Below are 19,942 nucleotides of genomic sequence, written 5' to 3' on the forward strand. Positions count from 1 at the left end.
ATTCGGGGAGGGTTTGCGGCGCCGGGGAGGGGCCGCCCTGGCTTTCCCGCGATCCCGGCAGCTGCAGAATTGGCTGACGAAGAGATCCTCATCCGCGACATGCTCGACGCCCTGAACGGACTGTGATGACGACCCCAGAGTGGTATCTGCAGCTGCTCACTGTCAGTGAGGTGCTGGCGGCGACCGACCGGGCGGAGATCGCCTCCTGGCGTGGACCCGATGCCGACCACTCGGACCTGGACCCCGCCGGGGACGACGTGCCGCCGCTCGGCATCCGTCTGGGTGCGCTGGGCAGGGCGTTCGCCAGGCGCTCGGCCGAGTTGAGCCCGGAGCAGCGCCGGGAGGTGCTGCGTGTCCTGGAGGAGGTTCAGGTCTCGGGCAGCGAGTACGACAGTACGGCGGTGGCCACCGGCTTCTTCGAGGCGCTCCTGGCCGCCTGTGACCAGGGCTCCGACCTCCGAACCATCTGGCCCGACATCGGACCAGAGTCCCGGGGCTACTGCCTGGCGTGGAACGAGTTCACCGGCGTCAAGTCACCGGACTGGATGAGCTGACCGACAACAGATCCCTCGGCGCACGAACCGCGCCCGGTGACGGGCAGGTCGCCCCACCCTTCGCCGACCTGCGCATTCACCGGCCGCCGCCATTCAACGCAGCCCAGCAATTCCCTGCGTGCCTGCGAGACGCGACCGCGCACCCCTCTCGCCGGGCTGCTGGACGCCGACGCAAGGGCCCGGCCGACCCGGGCCAACATCTTTCCGGGCCGCTCGCTCGCTTCTCACCCCGTGCTGGAGCGGACCGGGTCCAGGGTGGCCCGCAGGGCCATCGGCGCAGCCGACGCGGAGCGCAGCGGAGCGCCCTTGACGCTGTCCGCGGAAGCACGACACTGCCAAGAAGCGAGCGGCCCAACGGCCACTTCTCAAGATGGCGGCGGGTCAGCCCGCGGACGCGTACGTCACGAAGTCGGCCCACGCGGCCGGAGTGACGGTGAGCCGGGGGCCCTCGGTGTGCTTGGAGTCGCGGACGTGGATGGTGCCGGGGGTGGGGGCGATCTCGACGCAGGAGTCGCCCTCACTGCTGCTGCTGTAGCTGCTCTTGAACCACGCCAGGTCGGACGCGCCCCCGGCCGAGGTGTTGCGGATCATGTTTCCCCCAGCAGTTGCTCGATGAAGGCGGCGGACTCACGCGGCGTGAGAGCCTGCGCCCGGATGATGCCGTACCGAAGTTCAAGGATACGGAGCTGCCTGGGCTCGGACACCGGTCGGCCGTTGGCGACGGCCGGCGAACGGCCCATCGCCAAGCCGTCGGCGAACTTCAGCACCTCGATTCCGCCCGCAAGCCCGGCATGCTCCTCGCGATCCATCGGCATCACCTGAAGCTCGACGTTGCGCAACCGCCCGGTGACCAGCAGATGTTCGAGCTGGCGTCGCAGCACCGCCCTCCCGCCGAGCGGGCGGCGAAGCGTCCACTCCTCCAGGACGAAGCTGAGTTCAGGCACGGGGTCCCGCTCGAAGACGGCCTTGCGAGCCACCCGTGCGGCGATGAACCGCTCCACCTCGTCCTCGGTGTACGCGGGGCGCCGCATCACCAGCAGCCCTCGCGCGTACTCCGGCGTCTGCAACAAACCGTGGACGTTCAGCGGGTCGTACAGCTGAAGCTCGACCGCCTTCGCCTCCATCTGCGCCAGGTCCCGCACCTTCTTCGGGTACCGGACCTTCTTCACGTCCTCCTTCATCGCCGCGAGCAGCCCGCCCGCCGCCAGCACCTCGTCCGCCCTGTCCAGGTACTCGGGGCGGGGAATCCGCTTCCCGGCCTCGATCTTGTAGACCATGTCCTCGCCGTACCCCACCGCCTCCCCGAAGTCGGCGGCCCGCATCTCCACCGCCTCCCGCCGCAGCCTCAGCTGCCGCCCCACCGTGGCGACGACCGCCACACCCCAGTCGTCGTCGGGATCCACCTCCCAACCCGGCTCGTCCGCCTCAGTCTTGAGCCGCCCCACGTGGCCGTCCACCTGCGTCATCCCGCACCCCTCCGTCGTACGACCGTGCCGCGACACCCCTTACCCGTACGGCCGGTCCCGACAGCCCGGACACCACCGGACAACGTCCGGACAGTCACCGTACGCAATGGAGTCGTCACTGTTCACGGTAGGCGTGGATGGCCACTCTGAGTGACGTGATCCACGAAACCGCCGCCCCCAAGGCTCAAGCCGACCACCCCGTCCGCAACTTCAGCGTCCAGCTGTCCCCCACACCTCGCGGAGCCCGTCTCGCCCGTCTCCTCGCCACCGAGCAACTCCGCGCCTGGGACCTCCCCTTGGACCCCGCACGCCACCTCGTCGCCGAACTGGCCGCCAACGCGGCAACCCACAGTCGCGTCCCCGGCCGGGACTTCCGGCTCACCCTCTACGTCGTCGCCGACACCCTGCGCATCGAGGTGACCGACACCTGCGGTGACCGCCTGCCCAGCCTCCAAGGCCCTGCCCCCGACGCCGAGTCCGGCCGGGGTCTCGTCATCGTCGAGGCGCTGGCCGACCGCTGGGCGTCGCCCAGGGGCCGCACCCGCGCAAGGCCGTCTGGGCGGAACTCAACCTCCCGCCGGAGCACAGAAACGCGTGCTGCGGTGACAGGGGCGACCTCCCCAAAGGACCACGATGGTGGCCCCGGTGGTGGGCCGCCCTCACACTCCACCCGCTGGTGGCCGGTCCGCACAACATGCCCGTGATCAACGATCCGGACGAGGCCCGTGCCGACCTGGCGCTGGCCACACTGTCCGCCATCACCCACGCGAAGGAACCGGCCGTCGATGGGATACTGAAGGCCCTCTCCACCGCTCTGCAGGACGTGCCCGAAGCCGTCGCCGACCCCATCATCGAATTCACCGCACAGGGCCTCGGCGTCAATCGCCGGGCCGGAGAATTCTGGAGGAACCTGGTGGCCGTGGACCTTTCCTTCTACAAGTCGTACATCTCGGAAGAGATCCGTGACGAAGGGCGTGCTCAGCGGGGCGCAGAGGACATCCTGATCGTCCTGGAGGCACGCGGCCTCGACGTCCCCGACCACGTCCGCGAACGGATCACCGGCTCCGCCGACCCCGAGCTCCTGCGCGCCTGGCTCGTTCGCGCCGCCACCGTCTCAACGGCCGAAGAGATCTTCACGGACGAATAGGGGCCCGCAGACCTCCTACGAGTGCCCCAACTCCGCCCCATCCTCGTCGGAGACATCCGGCACGGACCCCGAATCCCGTGCCGGCCGCAGCGGGAACGGGTCGACCGTCGTCTCGTCGATCACCGGTGGAGCCGGCCGTGGCGGCTTGGGCATGACCGCGGCCTCGGAGTGGCCTCCGCAGCCGTAGGACAGGGACACCGCCCGCCCGTCGGCCGGGGAGAACTCGTTGGCGCAGATGCCCAAGGCCTGGCCGAGCGACCCGCCGATCCGGACGAGGAACCCGCAGCTGATGCAGGAGGCGGGCGCGGCCTGGGCCATGGGGGTCTTCGCGCCGTACGCCTCTTCCCAGCGGTCGGCGGCGATGTGCAGCCCGTAGCGGGACAGGACGCGGGCCCGGCGCAGACCGAGTTCCTCGGCGACGGCGGCGATGGAACCGCGGGCGGGCGCGACGGGGAGGGTCGCGGGGGCGCCGGGTGTGACCTCGGCGTCCTCCGCCTCGGCCAGTTCGGCCATCTCCTCGGAGACCGGGGAGTTCGGCAGCGGCTCGTCCTCGCCGGAGTAGCCGGGCTCCAGGCGGAGGTCCTCGGCGTCGGTCGGGAGGAGGTCGCCGGGGCCCATGTCGCCCGGGCGCAGTCGCTCGCTCCATGGCACCCACTCCGGGGCCAGGAGGGCGTCCGGTCCGGGAAGCAGGACCACCTCGTCCAGGGTCACGAACTTCGCGCGGGAGGCGCGGGCGACCGTGACGGCCCAGCGCCAGCCCCGGTACCCGAGTTCCTTGCACTCGAAGAAGTGGGTGACGACACGGTCGCCCTCGGACACCAGCCCCGCGTGCTCGCCGACCACGCCTGGCGCGGCGGCCTCCTCGGCGGCGGTGCGGGCGAGATCGACCGCCTCGGCGCACAGGCGGTCGGGGGTGCGGCTTCGCGTGGTCGCTGCGCTCACAGGTATCGCTTCTCTCCTACGCCGTCTCTCTGGTGCGTCTGCCTGTCGGCGGCGGGGCGGACGGAGCGGACCCGGGGACCGCGTCGACGTCCGCGCCCACTCACACTCGGGCGCACCTGTACCACCCATTCTGCGGGATGGCTGAGATACGCACGCTACCTGTTCGCGTGCGCTTGGCCTACACCGACGGGTCTGTTCCCTGCAGAAGTGCACGTCGATACGCGCGGTAACCGCACTACACACAGCTTTCTCGGGGCACTATGACGGGGTGGCAGCCGCGAAGACTCCCGAAGGTGCCACCGGGATCGGTGGGTCCAAAGAGATGTCCAAAGGGATCAACAAAGGGATCAGGGGCAGCAAGGGGAGCGGTCGAGGCAGCGGGCCGGGCCGGACGGGCGGGCCGCTCCGCGCGCTCGGCCGTGCCCTCCATCTGCCGGTGACGGGTCCCGCGCGCGGCATCCGCAAGGCGACCCACGCGCATGGAGCCGGCGAATCCGGGCTCGGCAAGCTGATCGAGCTGCACGGTGTGAACGGCGCCGGGGATGTGATGATCACGGTCGCGCTCGCCTCGACCGTGTTCTTCTCGGTTCCCACGGATGAAGCCCGGGGGCGCGTCGCCCTCTATCTCGCGATCACGATGGCGCCCTTCACGGTCCTCGCTCCGGTGATCGGGCCGCTCCTGGACCGCCTCCCGCACGGCCGCCGCGCGGCGATGGCGGGCGCGATGCTGGCCCGGGCGCTGCTCGCGCTGATCCTCTCGGGGGCGGTCGCCAGCGGCAGCCTGGAGCTGTATCCGGCGGCGCTGGGCGTACTGGTCGCGTCGAAGGCGTACGGGGTCGTCAGAAGCGCCGTCGTGCCCCGGCTGCTGCCGCCCAAGTTCTCCCTGGTGAAGGCCAACTCGCGGGTCACCCTCGGTGGGCTCCTCGCGACCGGCGTCGCCGCGCCGATCGGGGCGGGGCTGCAGGCCATCGGGTCGAGCTGGCCGCTCTACGGCGCCTTCGTGATCTTCATGGTGGGTGCGTTCCTGTCCTTCACCCTGCCGCCGAAGGTCGACTCGGCCAAGGGCGAGGACGTCGCGCTGCTGGCGGCGGACGAGGAGCATCTGCACGGGCCCCATCTCAAGCCGGTCAAGCGGCCCGGGCTGCGCACGGTCGGCATCGCCGTCACGCACGCCCTCGGCGCCAACGCCGCGCTGCGCTGTCTGTCGGGCTTCCTGACCTTCTTCCTCGCCTTCCTGCTGCGGGAGCATCCGCTCACGGGCGAGAGCGCGGCGGCGTCGCTGGGCCTGGTGGTCGTCGCGGCGGGCACGGGCAACGCGATCGGTACGTCGGTCGGGGCCTGGCTGCGCTCGAGGAAGCCGGAGATCATCATCGTGACGGTGGTGGTGTGCGCGCTGGGCGCGTCGATCACGGCCGCCGTCTTCTTCGGCGCGTTCCTGGTGGCCTGCCTGGCGGCGGTCGCCGGGTTCGCGCAGGCCCTGGCCAAGCTGTCCCTGGACGCGCTGATCCAGCGGGATGTGCCCGAGCAGGTGCGGACGTCGGCGTTCGCGCGCTCCGAGACGATCCTTCAGGTGTCCTGGGTGTTCGGCGGCGCGGTCGGCATCGTGATGCCCCTCAACGGCACGCTGGGCCTGTTCGTGGGCGCAGCGATCCTCGCCGCCGGCTGGCTGTCCACCGTCAAGGGCCTGCTGCGCTCGGCGCAGCTGGGAGGCCCCGCACGCCGCAGGGTGGCCTAGCGGGGTCCACGCCCCCCTCTGGGGACCCAGGACACCGGGGCCCAGGGGCAGCCTGTCGGGGCCCAGGACACCCTCTGGGGACCCGGGACACCCTCTGGGGCCAGGGACGCCTTCTCGGGGCCCAGGAGCAGCCTCTCGGGGCCGAGGACACCCTCACGGCCCGCGGCACGCCGCACCCCGCGTGGGAGGACCGGTGGAGGTGCCCGATAGCCTTCGGCCATGACCATGCTGCAATCCGTAGTGCGACGCCGCCGCGTCGTCGCCGCCGCCGGCGCCGTGTCCGCCGGACTGCTCGTCCTGTCCGCCTGCGACAAGCCGACGCCGCGGGCCACCGTGACGTTCGGCCACGACTCGGTGAGCGCCGAGGCCGAGTGCTACGACGACGGCAAGAGCATCGGCCAGGAAGAGGCCACCAAGTGCACGCAGAAGAAGGCGTCGCACACGATCAAGGTGCCGCAGAGCGAGACGCTGCGCATCGGTGTCGACCCTGAGATCGCCGACACGGGCTGGGCCCTGTGGATCAACGGCCAGCAGGTCACCAACGTCTACAAGAAGACGTACTACTCCTTCGCGGGCGTCGACCTCTTCGCCGACCAGCAGGGCCAGGCCGCGCCGAAGACGCTGAACATCAGCATCGTCGAGCAGGACAAGGCCGGTTCCGGCACCCCCAGCAAGCAGTACAAGGGCGTGTGGAACTTCAAGCTGGAGAACGCGGACGCCTGAGCCGCCCCCGATCATGCGCATCCTCGTAGCCACCGCGGTCCCGGTCGAACGGGACGCGGTGGCACGCGCGTTCACGGGGCCCGTGCGTGAGGTGCCGCTCCCGAGCGTGACCCTCCACCGGTTCGCCGGCACCGCCCTCCACAGCACCTCCGGCGGGTACGACCTGCTCGCCGCCGGTGTCGGCCCCGCCCTCGCCGCCGCCTCCACCGCCGCCGCGCTCACCGCGGCCGCGCTCGGAGGCGCCCCCTACGACCTCGTCGTCTCGGCCGGGATCGCCGGCGGTTTCCAGCCGGAGGCGCCTCTCGGGTCGCTCGTCGTCGCCGACGAGATCACGGTGGCCGATCTGGGGGCCGAGACGGCCGACGGGTTCCTGCCGGTGACCGAGCTGGGCTTCGGGACCGTCACCCACCGTCCGCCGAAACCACTGGTACGAGCTGCCGTGTCGGCGACCGGAGCGCGCGCCGGCGCCGTGCTGACCGTGTCGACCGTGACCGGGACCGCCGCCCGGGCCGCCGAACTCCTCGCCCGCCACCCCCGCGCGCTCGCCGAGGCCATGGAGGGCTTCGGTGTCGCCGAGGCCGCCGCCGCGCACGGGGTACCGGTACTGGAGTTGCGCGCGGTCTCCAACCCGGTCGGCCCGCGCGACCGCGCCGCCTGGCGCATCGGCGACGCGTTGACGGCACTGACGGACGGCTTCGGGAAGCTCGCGCCCGCACTGGAGAGTTGGAACCCACATGACCGCACTCACTGAGCCGCTGCAGATCGCGTACTCCCCCTGCCCGAACGACACCTTCGTCTTCGACGCCCTCGCCCACGGCCGCGTCCCCGGCGCCCCGGCGCCGGACGTGACGTTCGCGGACATCGACATCACCAACGGCATGGCCGAGCGCGGCGAGTTCGACGTGTTGAAGGTGTCGTACGCCGTGCTGCCGTACGTCCTCGACGAGTACGCGCTGCTGCCCTGCGGCGGCGCACTCGGGCGGGGCTGCGGGCCGCTGGTGCTGACGCGGGAGGCCAGGGCCGATCTGACGGGCCGTACGGTCGCCGTGCCCAGCGAGAGGTCGACGGCGTACCTGCTGTTCCGGCTGTGGGCGGCGGACACGCTCCCGGGGGGCGTCGGCGAGATCGTGGTCATGCCGTTCCACGAGATCATGCCCGCCGTGCGGGACGGGAAGGTCGACGCGGGACTCGTCATCCACGAGGCACGCTTCACCTACCAGAACTACGGGCTGCACAAGCTCGCGGACATGGGCGAGCACTGGGAGAACAGCACCGGGCTGCCCATCCCGCTGGGCGCGATCATCGCCAAGCGATCACTGGGCGCGCAGACTTTGACGCGGCTCGCCGACTCGATTCGCACGTCCGTCCGCGCGGCCTGGGCCGATCCCGAGGTGTCCCGCCCGTACGTCATGGAGCACGCCCAGGAAATGGATCCGGCCGTCGCCGACCAGCACATCGGTCTGTACGTCAATGAATTCACCGCCGACCTCGGCGAGGACGGCTATGCGGCGGTTCGGGGCCTGCTCACACGTGCGGCGGCCGAGGGGCTGGTGCCGCCCCTCGGCCCGAACGCGCTGGATTTCCCCTGAGGGGCGGTTATACGTCGAGTTGGTCGGCCACCGCGCGCAGCAGGCCGGCGATCTTCTTGCCGGCGGCCTTGTCGGGGTAACGGCCCCTTTCGAGCATCGGCGTGATGTTTTCGAGGAGAGTCGTCAGATCCTGGACGATGGAGGCCAGTTCGTCCGGCTTCTTGCGGGTCGCGGCCGCGACCGAGGGCGTCGGGTCGAGGATGATGACCGAAAGGGCCTGGTCGCCGCGCTGGCCGGCGACGACACCGAACTCGACTCGCTGACCCGGCTTGAGTGTCTCGACTCCGGCGGGGAGGACGGAGGAATGGACGAAGACGTCACCGCCGTCGTCGCGGGAGAGAAAGCCGAAGCCCTTCTCGCTGTTGAACCATTTGACCTTGCCGGTAGGCACGTCTGTCCTCGTCCTCGTACTCGTCGGAAAACTGCTTCTGGAACGGCTCTTGATAGCACTGGGGCGGGTCGTCGGGACCCGCCGGTTCCCAGGCTAATGGTCTTCACGCCGGTGACAAGACGTCGCCCGGTTGTTCCTCGCCGCAGGGAACTACCCTGGTCCGGTGCGTGACAAAACCCAAACGAATTCCGCCGAGCCCGGTGACCGACTGATCCGCGCCGGTGCGCTCGTCTTCTTCATCGGTGCCGTGGCCACTTTGGTCACGGTGGCCCCGATGCTGCTCGGTACGACGCCCTTTCCGACGTACATGTTCGGCTTGAGCATGCTCATGGGCGTCGGCTTCCTGCTGGCCGGTGCCGGAGTGCTCCAGTCGATCGCGGCCGGGCGCCGTCAGGCGCGGGCCGCCGGGCGGTAGTCCGCCAGCCAGTCCGGGAACTCGGTGAGGTCCTTCAGGACCACGTCCGCGCCGGCCGCGCTCAGCTCGTCCGCGTCGCACGGGCCGGTGGGCACCGCGACCGAGAACGCGCCGGCCTTGCGTGCGCCGCGGACGTCCCCGACGTGGTCGCCGACGTACACGCCCGCGCCGTGCTCGCGCAGCGCGTCCGCCTTCTGCTCCGCCCACAGGTCGCCGATGACCTCGTCCGGTTCGATGCCCAGGTGCTTTAGGTGCAGCTTGGCGTTGGGCTCGTGCTTGGCCGTGACGACGATCGCCCGTTTGCCGGCCGCCCGCACCGCCGCTATCGCCTCCCGGGCGCCGGGCATCGCGGGCGTCGGCACGATGGCGATCGTCGGGTACATCGCGCGGTAGAGGTCGGCCATGGGCGCGATCCGCTCCGCGGGAAACCAGTTGACCAGCTCCTGGGCGAGCGGCGGCCCGAGCCGCGTGACCGCCAGATCGGCGTCGATGTACGTCCCCGTCCGCTCGGCCAGCGCCAGGTAGCAGGCACGGATGCCGGGCCGGGAGTCGATGAGGGTCATGTCGAGGTCGAAACCGACGGTCGGCGCGGGAGTTGTGGAGGCCATATGGGCCATTGTGCCCAGGCTCCGTGACGGGCAGGCGTCCGTGTTCCTGTGACGTGTGCCTGTCTACCGCCGCCGCTGCGACCGCCACACCAGGAACAGCGCCGACGCGACGGCCGCCCCCCGCACCACCCACGGCCAGGTCTGGGCGATCGCGTCGCTCATGTGGCCTTCGGCGATGGGCTCGCCCCAGCGGCCCTCGGTCCGTCCCCACAGCCACACGGCACCGGCGGTCAGGGACAGGCCGGGCAGGATCACGACCGCCCACTTCGTCTCGGCGTCGCTCAGGCGCCGGGAGGCGTAGGCGATGGCCCAGCCCAGCACGAGGGCGATCCAGTTGCCGAGGACGGCTCCGGCGACGAGGAGTACGGCGGCGAGGAGGAGGAAGGGGTTGGCCCAGCCGCCCGAGGCACCGGTGCCGCCGTTGCCACTGCCGAGGAGCCGGAAGCGGCGGCGCGTGGCGGGGGCCTCGACGACGGCCTCCGGGGCGGGCGCGGGTGCGGCGGGTGCGGGCTTGCCGAGCCGCACCAGCTTTCCGAGTGACCCCGCCTTCGCCGCCTGGCCCGCCTTTCCCGACCTCTGGACCGTGGGCGCGGGCTGCTGCTCGGCCGTGTCCTTCTCCACCGCCGGATCCGCCTTCGGCGGCGGAGGCTTCAGCAGCTCCGGGATCTCCACGCCGCCGACGAATCCGGGAACGCTGTCCCCCACCCCGAACGCGCTGCTGTCCACCCGCCACCAGTCCGGCTGCGCCGCGCTGTCCCCGAGTTCGTGAGTGCTCGCGAGGTGCGGCGGGGAGGGCACGTCGGGCGGGCCGGGGTCGGGGGACGCCTGCGCCGGGCGCGGACGCGGTACGACCCGCCGCAGCCCCTTCGTCCGACCGCCGCCGTTCTCCTCCGGTTCCCGGTCCCGCTGTACGGGCACGGAGGCGGCCGGCGCCTGCGGTGTGCCGCCGGTGCCGGTGCCGCCGGCGGCCCGGACGACCTCGTCGGGGCTGCCCAGGCGGGCGATGATGCGGCGGACGGCGGCGGGGCTGTCGACGGTGACCTTGGCGCGGCGCCGGTCGATCTCGTTCCGCAGCTCCGACACCAGGCGCATCCGGTCGGACGACGGCAACTGCCGCTGCTGGGCCACGTCGCCGACGCGGCTCAGATACTCGTAGACGACCTGGTCGCTCTCGATACCCACGAAGTCCCCTCCGGGGTTGGCGCGTTGGATACCTCGTCGGACGACGGTATCGCGGGTGGGCGTATCTGCCGTAGTGGCGGGCGGTCGTGCCGGGGTTGCAGCGCGGCGCTGCGGGGTGCCGTGGGGGTGTGTCGCGCAGCCCGGCGCCACGGGGGTGCCGCTGCGCCCACCCGTGCCGCCCCAGCGGCACGACTGCCCGCAGCTGCGCACGAGTGCCCGCGGCTGCGCGTGGCTGCTCACAGCTGTGTGCGGCTGGCCGCAGGTGGGGCAGATCGGAGGTACACGCGCGCCCCGGTGTCATGGCCACCCGCTACCGTGGGTCGGATGAGCAACTCGGCAACACCGCCGCGCTCCCTCGCGGAGGCGCTTCGCGCCAGGGACGACGCCTCCCTGGCGGCGCTGCTGCGCGCCCGCCCCGACCTCATCACCCCCGTGCCCACGGACCTCACGCAGCTCGCGACCCGCGCCGGTACCCGCGCGTCCGTCGTCCGTGCCCTGGAGCGGCTCGACCGGTTCGCGTTGCAGACGGCGGAGGCGCTGGCCGTGGCGGCGGACCCGGCGTCGTACGAGGAGCTGCTGGGGCTGATGGCGGGTGACGAGGCCGACCCGGTGGTCACGGCCGCGCTGCCGCGGGCGCTCGGCACGCTGCGCACGCAGGCCCTGGTGTGGGGCGGCGACGACCGGCTGCGGCTCGTCCGTACGGCCCGGGAGCTGCTCGCGCCCTCGCCGCAGCATCCGTCGCCGACAGGGCTGGGCCCGACGGTGCAGGAGGCGACGGCGGGCATGTCGCCGGGGCGTATCCAGGAGATCGTGACGGCGGCGGGGCTCCCCTCGACCCACGACGCGGTGTCGGCCGTGACCTCGCTCAGCAAGCTCTTCACGAACCGGAAACGGATGGGGGCGCTGCTCGCCGGTGCGCCGGGGGAGTCGGGGGAGGTGCTGGCCCGGCTGGAGTGGGGGCCGCCGTACGGCCAGGTCACCGCCGAGCCCGCGGCCCATCTGCGCTGGCTCCTCGACCGGGGGCTGCTGCTGCCGACGGCGCCGGGGACGGTCGTACTCCCTCGGGAGGTGGCCCTGCATCTGCGCGGCGGCCGGGCGCACCGGGCCACCGAGCCGCTGCCGCCCGCGGTGGAGGCGGCGGCCACGCACCGTCCACAGGTTGTGGACGCGACGGCGGCCGGGCAGGCGTACACCGCGCTGGCGACGGTCGAAGAGCTGCTGAAGGACTGGCACGAGGGCGGGCCCGCGGTGCTGCGGGCGGGCGGGCTCAGTGTCCGTGACCTGAAGCGGACCGCCGTCGCCCTGGACGTGTCCGAGCCGATCGCCGCCTTCTGGGTCGAACTCGCCTACGTGGCGGGCCTGGTGGCCCCCGACGGCGAGGCCGACGAGCGGTACGCGGCGACCCCGGCCCACGACGAGTGGCTGGAGCAGCCTCCGGCCCAGCGGTGGGCACTGCTCGCGGAGGCGTGGCTGACGGCGACGCGGACGGCCGGGCTGGTCGGCGGGCGGGACGCGAAGGAACGTACGTTGTCGGCGCTGGGGCCGGGGCTGGACCGCTCCGCCGCGCCCGAGGTACGACACCGGGTGCTGACCCTGCTGGCCGGGCTGCCGGAGGGTGCCTCGCCGTCCGCCGAGTCGGTGCTGGCCCGCCTGAGCTGGGAACGCCCGTTGCGGGGCCCGCAGCGTGAGGACGACCTGCGTGCCCGGCTCGCCCGCTGGACGCTGTCGGAGGCGGAGCTGCTGGGGGTGACCGGCCGTGGGGCGCTGTCCTCGCAGGGACGGGCGCTGCTGGGCGCGCCCGCGCCGAAGGCGGCAGCCGACGAACCGGTGGGCCCGGGCGACAAGCTCCCCGTCCGCCACCACCCGTCGCCGGCCGTCGAGCCCCTCTCCCCCGCCGAACAGGCCACCGCCTCCACCGCGGCCGCCCGCATCCTCGCGCCGCTCCTTCCCGAGCCCCTGGACCACGTCCTGCTCCAGGCCGACCTGACGGCGGTGGCGCCGGGGCCGTTGAAGCGGCCGCTGGCGGACACGCTGGGCGTGCTCGCGGACGTGGAGTCGAAGGGCGGGGCGACGGTCTACCGCTTCACGCCCGGCTCCGTGCGCCGCGCCCTGGACTCCGGCCGGTCCGCCTCCGACCTGCACGCGTTCCTGGCCGAGCACTCCCGTACGCCGGTTCCGCAGCCGTTGGCGTACCTGATCGACGACGTGGCACGCCGGCACGGCCACCTGCGCGTGGGTGCCGCCTCCGCCTATGTCCGGTGCGACGACGACGCGCTGCTCAACGAGATCATGGCCGACAAGCGGGCGGCAGGCCTCCGCCTGCGGCGCCTCGCCCCCACGGTCCTGGCCACCCAGGCCGACCCGGCCGTACTGCTCGACGGCCTGCGCGCGATGGGCTTCGCCCCGGCCGCCGAGTCCGCCGAGGGCGACGTCCTGATCGCCCGCGCCCACGCCCACCGCACCCCGCCACGCACACCCCCCGAGCCGGTCCCGGACGGCCCTCCGGTCCCGGACCCGACCCTGCTCTCGGCCGCGATCCGCGCCATCCGCGCCGGCGACCTCGCCTCCACGACCCCCCGCAAGCCGGCGTCCGCCACCCCCGCCACCGGTGGCGAGCTCCCCCGCACCAGCCCCGCCGAGACCCTTGCCACCATGCAGGCCGCCGTCCTCACCGGCGAGACCCTGTGGATCGGCTACGTCAACGCCGAGGGCGCCGCCACCCAGCGCGTCATCGCCCCGATACGCGTCGAGGGCGGCTTCGTGACGGCGTACGACCACACGGCGGACGAGGTACGGACGTATCCGCTGCACCGGGTGACGGGGGTGGCGGAGCTGGCGGAGGACTCCGGCTGAGCCATGGACACCACGGCCCGTGCTGCCGTCCTCGCCGCCGTCCGCGTCGTCCGCGTCCTGCCGGTGTGACGCACACCCCGCCCGCTTCGCGGCCGGTGAGGCACACTGGACGTTTGGCCGTGACCTCTGGCCTTTCGGAAAGGGTGCCGCGCGTGAATGGTCCACTCATCGTCCAGTCGGACAAGACTCTCCTGCTCGAAGTCGACCACGAGCGGGCGGACGACTGCCGTCGGGTCATCGCGCCGTTCGCCGAGCTGGAGCGGGCGCCGGAGCACATCCACACCTACCGGGTGACGCCGCTCGGGCTGTGGAACGCGCGGGCCGCCGGACATGACGCCGAGCAGGTCGTCGACGCGCTGGTGGAGTTCAGCCGGTACCCGGTGCCGCACGCGCTGCTCGTGGACATCGCCGAGACGATGGACCGGTACGGCCGCCTGACCCTGTCCAAGCACCCGGCGCACGGACTGGTTCTCACCTCCACCGACCGGCCGGTGCTGGAGGAGGTCCTGCGCTCGAAGCGGATCGCCCCGCTGGTCGGCAACCGCATCGACCCCGACACCGTCGCCGTGCATCCCTCCGAGCGCGGGCAGATCAAGCAGACGCTGCTGAAGCTGGGGTGGCCGGCCGAGGATCTCGCGGGGTACGTCGACGGCGAGGCGCACGCGATCGAGCTGGCCGAGGAGGGATGGGCGCTCAGGCCGTACCAGAAGCAGGCCGTGGAGAACTTCTGGCACGGCGGATCCGGTGTGGTCGTCCTGCCCTGCGGGGCCGGGAAGACGCTGGTCGGTGCCGGGGCCATGGCACAGGCCAAGTCGACCACCCTCATCCTCGTCACGAACACCGTCTCCGCCCGCCAGTGGAAGCACGAGCTGGTGAAGCGGACCTCGCTGACCGAGGAGGAGATCGGCGAGTACAGCGGGACGAAGAAGGAGATCCGGCCCGTCACGATCGCCACGTACCAGGTGCTGACGACCAAGCGGAAGGGCGTCTATCAGCACCTGGAGCTGTTCGACTCCCGGGACTGGGGGCTGATCCTCTACGACGAGGTGCACCTGCTGCCGGCGCCGGTCTTCAAGTTCACGGCGGACCTGCAGGCCCGGCGACGGCTGGGGCTGACGGCGACCCTGGTGCGTGAGGACGGGCGCGAGTCGGACGTCTTCTCGCTGATCGGCCCGAAGCGGTTCGACGCGCCGTGGAAGGAGATCGAGGCGCAGGGGTACATCGCGCCCGCGGACTGTGTGGAGGTGCGGGTCAATCTCACCGACTCCGAGCGGCTCGCGTACGCCACCGCCGAGACCGAGGAGAAGTACCGCTTCTGCGCCACGACCGCGACCAAGCGGAAGGTGACGGAGGCGATCGTGCGCCGGTTCGCGGGGCAGCAGATCCTCGTCATCGGGCAGTACATCGACCAGCTCGACGAGCTGGGAGAACACCTCGACGCGCCCGTGATCAAGGGCGAGACGTCCAACGCGCAGCGCGAGAAGCTCTTCGAGGCGTTCCGGCAGGGCGAGATCAGCGTGCTCGTGGTGTCGAAGGTGGCGAACTTCTCCATCGACCTGCCCGAGGCGACGGTCGCCATCCAGGTGTCGGGGACCTTCGGGTCACGGCAGGAGGAGGCGCAGCGGCTGGGGCGGGTGCTGCGGCCGAAGGCGGACGGCCACCAGGCCCACTTCTACTCCGTGGTCGCCCGGGACACCATCGACCAGGACTTCGCCGCGCACCGGCAACGGTTCCTGGCGGAACAGGGGTACGCCTACCGGATCGTGGACGCGGACGAGCTGCTCGCGGACAGCTGAGGACCCGCAGGAGGGTCACTTACGGCGGACGCCCGCCTCTTCGCCGTACTCCCCGAGGATGACGACGTCGAAGGCGGCGCCCGCGAACACCTTCACGGCACGCACGGCATCGCCGAAGACGTGACGGTGGCTGCCGAGGACGGGGGTGGCGCCGGCCGGGCGGGGCGGGCGCGGGACTGTGGTGATGGTTGCTGCGCTCATACCTCCATGGTGGCTTGCCGGCATAAGGACGGCATCGGTCTGCGGAGCGAACCCGGGTGGTCGCCGCGTAGTACTTCGGGGCGAGCGGCCACCCTCAGGGGGGAGGGCCCGTCCCCTAGGGGACGGGGAGGGAACGGGACAGTACGGGAGGCGACCGGGAAATCCATTGGCTCCCGGCCGCGCGGCTCACCTACAATCTCCGCTCTTGCCCGCCTCCCCAGGAGTGCAGCCCTCCGGACGGAAACCGGACGGCATCCCGAAGCTGCGAAGCGACTCAGCCACCTCTCCAGCAGGTCCTTCCGGAGGCACCCCCTTGTCCAGCCCGGCCCCGACCCCGCCCACGCCCGTCGACGACCCCCTCGCCCGCGAACGCTCCCACCTCGCCGAATCGCGCGCCGCCCTGCGTGCCATGCGCGAGGACGCCGAGTCCCTCGACATCAGCGACGTCACCGCGAACTGGGTCAACGCCCAGATCCTGGAGCGCCAGATCGGTGAGCGCATCAAGGCGCTGGCCGACCTCAGCCACACCCCGCTGTTCTTCGGCCGGCTCGACTACCTGCACGCTCCCGGCGCCGAGACGGCCGAGGGCGCGGAGGGCGAGCGCCCGCGGCCGGAGGCCGCTTATCAGACGCTGCACATCGGGCGTCGGCACGTGCACGACCACGACGGCGACCCGATGGTCATCGACTGGCGCGCACCGGTGTCCCAGCCCTTCTACCGGGCCTCCAAGAAGAACCCGATGGACGTCGCGCTGCGCCGCCGCTTCGGTTACACGGGCGGCGACCTGACGGCGTACGAGGACGAGCACCTGTCCGACCCCACTGATGCATCGGGGGCCGCCGCCACCAGCAAGCTGCTCCAGCAGGAGATCGAGCGCCCGCGTGTGGGCCCGATGCGGGACATCGTGGCGACCATCCAGCCCGAGCAGGACGAGATCGTGCGGGCTGGGCTGGGCGGGACGGTGTGCGTGCAGGGAGGCCCGGGGACCGGAAAGACGGCCGTCGGCCTGCACCGCGTCGCGTATCTCCTCTACGCCCACCGCGAGCGGCTCGCCCGCACCGGCACCCTCGTCATCGGCCCGAACAGGTCCTTCCTGCACTACATCGAGCAAGTGCTGCCCGCGCTCGGCGAGTTGACGGTCAAGCAGGCCACCGTCGACGACCTGGTGTCCGGGTACGTGGAGGTGCGCGGCACGGACGACGCGACCGCGGCGGTCATCAAGGGCGACGCGAGGATGGCGGAGGTACTGCGGCGGGCCGTCCACTCGCACGTGACGATGCCGACCGAGCCGGTCGTCGTCGTGCGCGGCTCGCGCCGCTGGCGGGTACCGGCGTACGAACTCGAGGACATCGTCCGCGAGTTGCTGGAGCGCGGCATCCGCTACGGCGCCGCCCGCGAGGCCCTCCCGCAGCGCATCGCGCACGCGGTGCTGGTACAGATGGAACGGTCCGGCGAGGCGCCGGACGACCGGGTGCAGGACGCGGTGGCCCGCAACGCGGCGGTGAAGGCGGCCGTCAAGCAGGTCTGGCCGCCCGTCGACCCGGCGAAACTCGTGCTGCGCCTGCTGACGGACGCGGACTTCCTCGCCGTACACGCGGACGGAGTCCTGACCGAGGACGAGCAGAAGACGATCCTCTGGGCGAAGCCCGTGCGCAGCGTGAAGTCCGCCAAGTGGGCGCCCGCGGACGCGGTGTTGATCGACGAGGTGACCGACCTCGTCCAGCGCACGCACTCCCTGGGCCACGTGGTCCTGGACGAGGCGCAGGACCTGTCCCCCATGCAGTACCGGGCCGTCGGCCGCCGCTGCACCACCGGCTCGGCCACCGTCCTCGGCGACCTCGCGCAGGGCACCACCCCCTGGGCGACCCGGAGTTGGGACGAGGCCCTCGCCCACCTCGGCAAGCCGGACGGCGTGATCGAGGAGCTGACGGCCGGTTTCCGCGTGCCGACGGACGTCATCACCTACGCCTCCCGCCTGCTCCCGCACATCGCCCCGGGCCTGACCCCGGTCGCCTCGGTCCGCGAGAACCCGGGCTTCTTCGACGTCCGCCCGGTCTCCGAGACCACCCAAGTGATCGCGTCCTGCGAGGAGTTGCTGCGTCACGAGGGCTCGACCGGCCTGATCGCCGCCGACGCCCGCGTCCCCGCCCTGGCGGAGGCGCTGACCGCGGCCGGCATCGGCTACCTGGCACCCGGTGAGGAGACGACGCGGGAGACCCGCCTCACCCTCGTCCCCGCCTCCCTCGCCAAGGGCCTGGAGTACGACTACGTCGTCCTCGACGAACCCCGGGCCGTGGTCGACGGCGAACCGGACGAGCGCACCGGCCTGCGCCGCCTGTACGTGGCCCTGACCCGAGCGGTCTCGGGCCTGATCGTGACGCACGCGGCGCCGCTGCCGCCTCAGCTCAGCTGAGGCCCGCCTCCGCGTCCAGCACCCGCCGCCACTCCGAGACCGCCGCCACCGACACCGGTCGGCCCCAGCCGTCCGGCCGGGCGGCCCCGCCGATGTGAAAGGCGTCGATCCCGGCGGCCCGGAGCGTGGGCACGTGGTCCAGGCGCAGTCCGCCGCCGACCAGGATCCGCTGCTCGTAGCCGGGCTCGCCGCCCCGCCTGCGCCCCGCCTCGTCGAGCAGTGTGGGGAGCCCGTCGTCGACGCCGGCCGCCGAACCGGCGGTCAGGAAGGTGTCGAGGCCGGGCAGCCCGTCCAGCTGCTTGCGCAGGTCGTCCCGGTCGGCGCAGTGGTCGATCGCGCGGTGGAAGGTCCACCGGCAGCCGTCCAGCTCTGCGGCCAGGCGCTCCACGGCCGCGAGGTCCACGCCGCCGTCCGCGTCGAGGAACCCGAGCACGAACTCCTCGGCGCCCGCGCCCCGCAGTTCCCCGGCGACCCGTACCAGCCGGTCGACGTCCTCGGCGGCTCCCGCCGCGAACCCGTCCGTCGGCCGCAGCATCACGCGCAGCGAGATGTCGACGGCGGCCCGGATCCCGGCGACCGTGCCGGCCGACGGGGTCAGCCCGTCGGCCGCGATGTCGGTGACCAGCTCGAGCCGGTCGGCGCCTCCGGCCTGGGCGGCGACGGCGTCCTCGATGTCGAGGGCGATCACCTCCAGGACTGCACGCTTGCTCATGGGACCCCATTCGTCGGGCGGCTTCAGGTCCGTCTGCAGACCCGGCTACAGGTCTGGCTGCAGACCCCTGGCACAGGTCTAGTCCAATCCAGCCTACGCCTGTACGATCACGCCGCTACAGGGACCCGCTCACCCGAAGATGTTCAGCTCCTCCTCCTTCGCCCCCGCGAGCTCGTACGACACCCCCGCCGCCGAACGCCCCCCATACAGCCGTACGAGGGTGGCGGCGTCGCCGATGTACCGCGCCGGGGGCCGCTCCCCCGGAACCCCGCCCAGCCGCAGCGGCTCGTCGATGTCGTCGAGGTCGGCCTGGAGCGGGACGTGGTCGCGCTCCCGGGTGATCCGGGCGAGGAGCGCCAGCGCGTCCGGCAGTCCCGCGCCCGCGTACGCCTCCGGTTCGCCGAGCGCCTCGCGCACGTCACCGGCGTGCACCCACTCGCCCAGCGCGATCCCGTCCAGCACTCCGCCCGCCCCGGCGATCACGGGACCCGCCTCCGTCATCCCCCGTTCCAGTTCGTCCACGATCCGCCGGTTCGGCCATTCGGCCCGCTCGGCGATGTCCCGGTCGTTCGACTCGGGGGAGAAGACGTCCTTGTCGTACCTGCTCTCCACCACCCGCATCAGCGCGGCGGAGCAGTGCGCGAGCACGTCCCGCACGGTCCAGCCCGGACAGGCTGTCGTCGGCAGGGCGAAGTCCGCGTCCGGCCGGGCCCGCAGCAGTGGCACGAGGGCGTCCCGCTCGGTGGTCAGAAGTCGGCCGGGCAGTTCGGGGTCACGTTCGTCGGCAGAAGTCGCAGAAGTCATGGGCTCCACGCTAGGGGCTGACAACTGTTGCGTGATTCATCAATGAATCTCAGCGTTTCTTATCTGTTATCTTGATCGGGTGAAGCTTTCCGAGTGGGCGGCACGCAACGGTGTGCATTACCAGACCGCGTGGGCGTGGGCGAAAGAGGGCCGTATGCCGGTCCCGGTGCGCCAGACGCCATCCGGGACATGGCTGGTCGACGAGCCCGCCGCGGAGACGTCCGGCCGGGTCGTGGCGTACTGCCGGGTCTCGTCGGCGGACCAGAAGCCGGACCTTGACCGGCAGGTGGCCCGCGTGGTCCAGGGGGCGACTGGCCTCGGCCTGCCGGTCGCGGAGGTTGTGACCGAGGTCGGCTCGGGGCTGAACGGACGTCGGCGCAAGCTGCACCGGGTGCTGTCCGACCCGCAGGC

Annotated in this window: 19 protein-coding genes and 2 pseudogenes; 12 read left to right on the plus strand and 9 right to left on the minus strand. The window is 72.1% G+C overall.

Translation table 11 applies throughout. From position 1 onward, the window contains the following. The first annotated feature begins 125 nt into the window (after positions 1–125). On the plus strand, positions 126–554 hold the full coding sequence (locus ACFYO2_RS30390) for a hypothetical protein (RefSeq protein ID WP_388355404.1): 429 nt from the start codon (positions 126–128) through the stop codon (positions 552–554). Positions 555–935: 381 nt separating this feature from the next. On the opposite strand, the gene ACFYO2_RS30395 is transcribed toward ACFYO2_RS30390, so the two are convergent. Beyond that, complete coding sequence (locus ACFYO2_RS30395) at positions 936–1,145, minus strand: DUF397 domain-containing protein (RefSeq protein ID WP_388355406.1); 210 nt, start codon at positions 1,143–1,145, stop codon at positions 936–938. Further along, positions 1,142–2,020 (minus strand): helix-turn-helix domain-containing protein, encoded by an 879-nt coding sequence (locus ACFYO2_RS30400; RefSeq protein WP_388355408.1) that lies wholly within the window; start codon positions 2,018–2,020, stop codon positions 1,142–1,144. The genes ACFYO2_RS30395 and ACFYO2_RS30400 overlap by 4 nt, the downstream gene beginning before the upstream one ends. A gap of 137 nt (positions 2,021–2,157) precedes the next feature. On the opposite strand from ACFYO2_RS30400, the pseudogene ACFYO2_RS30405 reads away from it, so the two are divergent. Both ACFYO2_RS30405 and ACFYO2_RS30410 read left to right on the plus strand, forming a co-directional pair. Further along, positions 2,158–2,645: pseudogene (locus ACFYO2_RS30405) on the plus strand (ATP-binding protein); the annotation flags it as partial. 30 nt (positions 2,646–2,675) lie between these two features. Next, positions 2,676–3,167 (plus strand): annotated as a pseudogene (locus tag ACFYO2_RS30410) (hypothetical protein); the annotation flags it as partial. 15 nt (positions 3,168–3,182) lie between these two features. Here ACFYO2_RS30410 and ACFYO2_RS30415 read toward each other — a convergent pair. Further along, positions 3,183–4,109 carry a DUF3027 domain-containing protein gene (locus tag ACFYO2_RS30415; RefSeq protein WP_388355410.1) on the minus strand — a complete coding sequence of 309 codons (927 nt, stop codon included), beginning with the start codon at positions 4,107–4,109 and terminating at the stop codon, positions 3,183–3,185. Positions 4,110–4,377: 268 nt separating this feature from the next. On the opposite strand from ACFYO2_RS30415, the gene ACFYO2_RS30420 reads away from it, so the two are divergent. The 4 genes from ACFYO2_RS30420 to ACFYO2_RS30435 all read left to right on the plus strand — a co-directional run bounded on the left by ACFYO2_RS30420 (position 4,378) and on the right by ACFYO2_RS30435 (position 8,156). Further along, positions 4,378–5,844: an MFS transporter gene (locus ACFYO2_RS30420; RefSeq protein WP_388355412.1), complete on the plus strand. Its 1,467-nt coding sequence runs from the start codon at positions 4,378–4,380 to the stop codon at positions 5,842–5,844. 219 nt (positions 5,845–6,063) lie between these two features. Next, the gene (locus tag ACFYO2_RS30425) at positions 6,064–6,567 is read left to right on the plus strand and encodes a hypothetical protein (protein ID WP_388355414.1); all 504 of its coding nucleotides are present in this window, start codon (positions 6,064–6,066) and stop codon (positions 6,565–6,567) included. 13 nt (positions 6,568–6,580) lie between these two features. Beyond that, the gene (locus ACFYO2_RS30430; protein ID WP_388355416.1) at positions 6,581–7,318 is read left to right on the plus strand and encodes a futalosine hydrolase; all 738 of its coding nucleotides are present in this window, start codon (positions 6,581–6,583) and stop codon (positions 7,316–7,318) included. Then, the gene (locus ACFYO2_RS30435) at positions 7,302–8,156 is read left to right on the plus strand and encodes a 1,4-dihydroxy-6-naphthoate synthase (protein WP_388355418.1); all 855 of its coding nucleotides are present in this window, start codon (positions 7,302–7,304) and stop codon (positions 8,154–8,156) included. The genes ACFYO2_RS30430 and ACFYO2_RS30435 overlap by 17 nt, the downstream gene beginning before the upstream one ends. Before the next feature lie 7 nt (positions 8,157–8,163). On the opposite strand, the gene ACFYO2_RS30440 is transcribed toward ACFYO2_RS30435, so the two are convergent. Continuing rightward, entirely contained in the window at positions 8,164–8,547 is a 384-nt protein-coding gene (locus ACFYO2_RS30440) for a cold-shock protein (protein WP_307675669.1), read from the minus strand. A gap of 163 nt (positions 8,548–8,710) precedes the next feature. On the opposite strand from ACFYO2_RS30440, the gene ACFYO2_RS30445 reads away from it, so the two are divergent. Further along, positions 8,711–8,962, plus strand: a complete 252-nt coding sequence (locus tag ACFYO2_RS30445; RefSeq protein WP_388355420.1) for a hypothetical protein — start codon at positions 8,711–8,713, stop codon at positions 8,960–8,962. On the opposite strand, the gene ACFYO2_RS30450 is transcribed toward ACFYO2_RS30445, so the two are convergent. Both ACFYO2_RS30450 and ACFYO2_RS30455 read right to left on the minus strand, forming a co-directional pair. Further along, positions 8,938–9,579: an HAD family hydrolase gene (locus ACFYO2_RS30450; RefSeq protein WP_388355422.1), complete on the minus strand. Its 642-nt coding sequence runs from the start codon at positions 9,577–9,579 to the stop codon at positions 8,938–8,940. The genes ACFYO2_RS30445 and ACFYO2_RS30450 overlap by 25 nt on opposite strands. Before the next feature lie 54 nt (positions 9,580–9,633). Beyond that, positions 9,634–10,752: a hypothetical protein gene (locus tag ACFYO2_RS30455; RefSeq protein WP_388355424.1), complete on the minus strand. Its 1,119-nt coding sequence runs from the start codon at positions 10,750–10,752 to the stop codon at positions 9,634–9,636. A gap of 324 nt (positions 10,753–11,076) precedes the next feature. On the opposite strand from ACFYO2_RS30455, the gene ACFYO2_RS30460 reads away from it, so the two are divergent. After that, entirely contained in the window at positions 11,077–13,605 is a 2,529-nt protein-coding gene (locus tag ACFYO2_RS30460; RefSeq protein WP_388355425.1) for a helicase-associated domain-containing protein, read from the plus strand. Positions 13,606–13,757: 152 nt separating this feature from the next. After that, entirely contained in the window at positions 13,758–15,401 is a 1,644-nt protein-coding gene (locus ACFYO2_RS30465) for a DNA repair helicase XPB (RefSeq protein ID WP_388355427.1), read from the plus strand. Positions 15,402–15,416: 15 nt separating this feature from the next. On the opposite strand, the gene ACFYO2_RS30470 is transcribed toward ACFYO2_RS30465, so the two are convergent. Further along, positions 15,417–15,602, minus strand: coding sequence for a hypothetical protein (locus ACFYO2_RS30470; RefSeq protein WP_388355428.1), 186 nt, complete (start codon positions 15,600–15,602; stop codon positions 15,417–15,419). A 313-nt stretch (positions 15,603–15,915) separates the two neighbouring features. Here ACFYO2_RS30470 and ACFYO2_RS30475 point away from each other — a divergent pair, with 313 nt between their 5' ends. Then, entirely contained in the window at positions 15,916–18,015 is a 2,100-nt protein-coding gene (locus ACFYO2_RS30475) for a HelD family protein (protein WP_388355429.1), read from the plus strand. Here the strand turns inward: ACFYO2_RS30475 and ACFYO2_RS30480 are convergent. Both ACFYO2_RS30480 and ACFYO2_RS30485 read right to left on the minus strand, forming a co-directional pair. Further along, positions 18,008–18,727: a copper homeostasis protein CutC gene (locus ACFYO2_RS30480; protein WP_388355431.1), complete on the minus strand. Its 720-nt coding sequence runs from the start codon at positions 18,725–18,727 to the stop codon at positions 18,008–18,010. The two genes, ACFYO2_RS30475 and ACFYO2_RS30480, sit on opposite strands and share 8 nt — an antisense overlap. Positions 18,728–18,856: 129 nt before the next feature. Next, on the minus strand, positions 18,857–19,531 hold the full coding sequence (locus tag ACFYO2_RS30485; protein ID WP_388355432.1) for a maleylpyruvate isomerase family mycothiol-dependent enzyme: 675 nt from the start codon (positions 19,529–19,531) through the stop codon (positions 18,857–18,859). 79 nt (positions 19,532–19,610) lie between these two features. Between ACFYO2_RS30485 and ACFYO2_RS30490 the strand changes: the two genes are divergently transcribed. Beyond that, positions 19,611–19,942 (plus strand): recombinase family protein (locus ACFYO2_RS30490; RefSeq protein WP_388355434.1); only part of this gene is annotated, 332 nt, incomplete at its 3' end.

Source organism: Streptomyces sp. NPDC006602 (assembly GCF_042870385.1).
Lineage (GTDB): Bacteria > Actinomycetota > Actinomycetes > Streptomycetales > Streptomycetaceae > Streptomyces.